The sequence below is a fragment of the Enhygromyxa salina genome (assembly GCF_000737335.2).
GTDB classification, from domain to species: Bacteria; Myxococcota_A; Polyangia; order Nannocystales; family Nannocystaceae; genus Plesiocystis; species Plesiocystis salina_C.
This window is the reverse complement of record NZ_JMCC02000230.1, coordinates 1-3,685: the sequence shown is the minus strand read 5'-3', so window position 1 is coordinate 3,685 and position 3,685 is coordinate 1. Positions and strand designations below refer to the sequence as shown.

Annotated in this window: 2 protein-coding genes; one reads left to right on the top strand and one right to left on the bottom strand. The window is 65.2% G+C overall.

Going from position 1 to position 3,685, the window contains the following annotated elements; all coding sequences use genetic code 11:
• Positions 1–518: 518 nt before the first annotated feature.
• Positions 519–2,522 carry a hypothetical protein gene (locus tag DB30_RS40395; RefSeq protein WP_052559428.1) on the bottom strand — a complete coding sequence of 668 codons (2,004 nt, stop codon included), beginning with the start codon at positions 2,520–2,522 and terminating at the stop codon, positions 519–521.
• A gap of 216 nt (positions 2,523–2,738) precedes the next feature.
• On the opposite strand from DB30_RS40395, the gene DB30_RS42075 reads away from it, so the two are divergent.
• Positions 2,739–3,425: a hypothetical protein gene (locus tag DB30_RS42075; protein WP_052559426.1), complete on the top strand. Its 687-nt coding sequence runs from the start codon at positions 2,739–2,741 to the stop codon at positions 3,423–3,425.
• Positions 3,426–3,685: the final 260 nt, after the last annotated feature.

Sequence of the window (3,685 nt, the reverse complement as noted above, 5' to 3'; positions counted from 1 at the left end):
TGGCCCGACCGTTCTTCTCTTCGTTAATCTCCACGTGCGTAGATACGCCGGGTTGGGGTCATCTGCGGCCTTGTGTGCGCTCCACTCGGGTGGGACGTGATCGCCGATCCGAGCAGGCGGAGGACGTCGCTACCTCTGGTGGGACGTGATCGCCGATCCGAGCAGGCGGAGGGCGTTGCTACCTCTGGTGGCGACGTCTCGGTGCTTCTTCTGCTCTCGGCGCTGCTGTTGCGATCGAACTCGAGCCTGCGTTCGACGCGAGAACTCGAGACTCTCCGCGTGTTCGGATCGGCGAAGGCCCCCACCAACGTGGAGCGCACACAAGGCCGCAGACAGTCCCAACCCGGCGTATCTACGCACGTGGAGATTAACGGAGAGAAGCGCCGTCGGGCCAAGTCCAAGTGACGAGAGGAAGCGGGGTCACGAGACTGGAGTAGACCGTAGCCGGGTTGGGACTGTCTGCAGCCCGTGCGCGGTGCCCCACCAGCACCCCGCCCCCCGCAAACAACCCCGAAGACCTACTCCGCCCCCGCGTACTCCCCAGGCTCGAACATCCGAACCAACTTGATGATCCCCATCATTGGATGCTGCACGTTGTCGCAGCGGATCCGGTTATCGAACACGGTCGTCCGAATCCCCCCCTCCACATACTTGCGATCGCTGACGTAATACATGTCCACGTCGTCCACGAATTGCAGCTGCATCATGCTGCGAATCCCCCGCAGCATGCTGACCCGGTAGAACTCCCGCCGCTCGTCATCACCCAAGTCGCGCGCGAGCTGCCAAGCGTCGATCAGGCCCTCGAGGTACACCCCCGTCGAGCTCGCGTGCGGCACCCCCCAGCCCTTGTCGACCGCGTAGTAGCGCCCCATCTCGTCGGGGTACACGTACTCGCCAGCGTCCCACTGCTGCATGTTGTCGACCAGCCAGGTCGCAATCTCGAAGCAGAACACCACCAGCTCGTCCTTGAAGGCCTGCTCCTCGGGGCCGAGCGCCTTCCACATTGCGTAGTCGGCCTGCAGGTGCCAGGGCACGAACGCGGGGTTGCGGTTGGCCTCTTCGAGGTGCCACTTGCGGAAGTACTCGAACGAGAGCTTGTACTTGCGCAGGATCTCGGGGTCCTTGGTGTCAGCGTAGATCGTGGCCCAAAACAGCATCGCCTCGCCGGGATAGAAGTTGAAGTACTCCTTGTCCGAGCCCTTGTAGAAGCTGGTGAACGAGCCGTCCTCGTGCCACAAGAAGTCGACGGTCCGGCGGATCGCGGCGATCTCGTTGGCCCACTTCTCGCGCTTGGGGTGCAGCCACATCGCCATGCCCGCCAGCGCCAGGCCCCCCAGCTTGACCTTGCGGTTGTACTCGATGATCCCCAGCACGTCGGGGGCGTCCGGCTCGATGTCGCTAAACGCGATCTGCTTGCGGTCGCGCTCGTAGTGGAAGAAGTGCGCGATGTTGTAGTCGATGTTCTTCTCGACGAGATCGAACACGGCCTGATCCTGGCGGTCGTGGGCCCAGCGGACCATGGCGTTGGTCGCCATCCACTGCCGGATCATGTTGTTGCCCTTGGCCTCTTTCTCGGGGCTGGGGAAGTAGTGGTAGGTCAACCGGCCGTCCTCGTGGACGTTGTTGATCAGCCAGTTGGCCATGCCGGTTGCGAGCGCCTCGGTGTTGGCCTGGGTCACCTCGCTGATGTCGACGACCCGGTTGCCGCGGGTCATGATCACAGCCTCCGCGGGTGAGCGATCGAGGCGGACCAAGACCTGGTCGGCCTCGAAGGTCTCGAAGGTCGAGGTCTCGAAGTCAGCGTCGGTCAGGTTCCAGTCGTTGCGGACCAGCTTGAGCTGCTTGCCGACCTTGCGGTTTTGCGAGACGAACCAAGTTGGCGCGTAGATCTTTTCTTTGTCGCCGTGGGTGACCCGCAGGCCGCGGATGCCCATGTGGTGGGGGATCTTGTGGCGGTCCTCGTCGAGCAGCAGCTTGCGCTGGTCCTTGTCGGTGTAGTCGTGGGTTCGGTACGAGTGGCTCAGGTTGATCTCGAGCCGGGTGACCCGGCCGGCCCGGTCCCCGAGCCCGCGCTTGCCGTCCTCGAGCGCCTGCAAGGTCACGTCCCACATCGTTGGCTCGGTCACGCTGACCTGCTTGGGCGCGCGCCACAGCTGATAGAGCCGCTTGCCGTCCTCGCGAAACGCGATGTACACGGCTTGGCCGGGCTCTTTGAGCCGCGCAGGCAGGCTGTCCCGATCCACCGGCTCGCCGGCCCAGGCCTTGGCCAAGGCGTCCGCGAGCGCGTCTTGATCCGCGTCCTGCAGCGGGCTCGAGGCGACCGTGGCGGAGTCCGGCGCGACGTCGGCGAGCTGGGCGTTCTTGCCGCTCTGGACGAAGACCAGCCACACGACCACGACCAGCGGGACCAGCAGCAGGTACGTCCACTGCGATTCGAACAGGCCCGCCGCGGGCTTGCCGTGGCGGGTGACCTTGGCCGCCGGTGCCGATTGGGTCTCGTCTTTCTCGTCGCTAGGGGACATGCGCGGGCATCCTAACAGTTTGGATTCACGCCGCCAGACACATCTAGAGCGCCGATCCGTTTAGAGTCGCGTCGTTCCTGCCGAGGAGGGTGGCCGAGGCTGTATCGGGCGTGCTGGAAGTTTCGGCGACGAAGAGCTCGGCGGAAAGACCAAGCGAGGCGGCGTGAGGCATTGCACTACGGCTCGCGTTCAGCTCAGTTGCGGTAGAATCGCGCCATGACCCGCTCCACAGCGCTGACTTGCCTGCTCGCGTCCATTGTTGGTGTCACTCTGTCCGTCCCGCTCGCCGGCTGCGGCGACGACCAGGTCGCGGACACCGAGGTCGGCGACGGTGATGGCGACACCGACGACAGCACCCCCGGCGACGGCGATGGCGACACCGGCGACGGCGATGGTGACCCGGGCGACGGCGACGGCGACACCGGAGACGGCGACGGCGACGGCGACGGAGACGGCGACGGAGACGGCGACGGCGATGGCGACACCGGAGACGGCGACGGCGACCCTGGCCCCGTCGACACCTCGACCTACTCCGCGGTCGTCATGCCTGGCGGGTTCGACCGCATCACGATCACCCGCGTCAACATCGACGAGCCAAACTGCACGCGCATGGTCATCTACAGCCCGGTCATGTTCGACGACTTCGACATCGACATGCCCGCGCAGTGGCAGATCGAAGAGGTCTACAACTGGCGGCAGGGCTGGTGCCCCATGGACAACGCCAACCCGATGAACTTCCCCGACGCGGGCACCGGCAAGATCACCGTTGGCGGCTGGGACGCGCTGATGACCTACCCGTGCGCGCTCAACTTCGACATCGAGCTCGACATGGCCAGCGACCCACCGTCCACGACGATCTGGAAGACCAACGGCGTCGCCGTTGACGGCGTCAACTGTGGCTAGTGAGGCCGCACGAGTCGGGGGCGGGTCGTGCTTTTGGGGCCCGCGGGGGTCGATGTGCTGATCGGGCAGCGCGCACGACCCGTGAGGGTCCCTCCGGGCACGGAGGGCTCAAGACGCTAATTTGCGTTGTCATGGATCGCTGTCGGCGAGGTCGGGCTGTGGCTTCGGTCGGGCACTCGCAACGCCCTCTTATTGTGCCCGGAGCGACCCTCACGGGTCTTCTGTGCGCTTCTCGTCGTTCGAGACGGCGGCTACGCGCT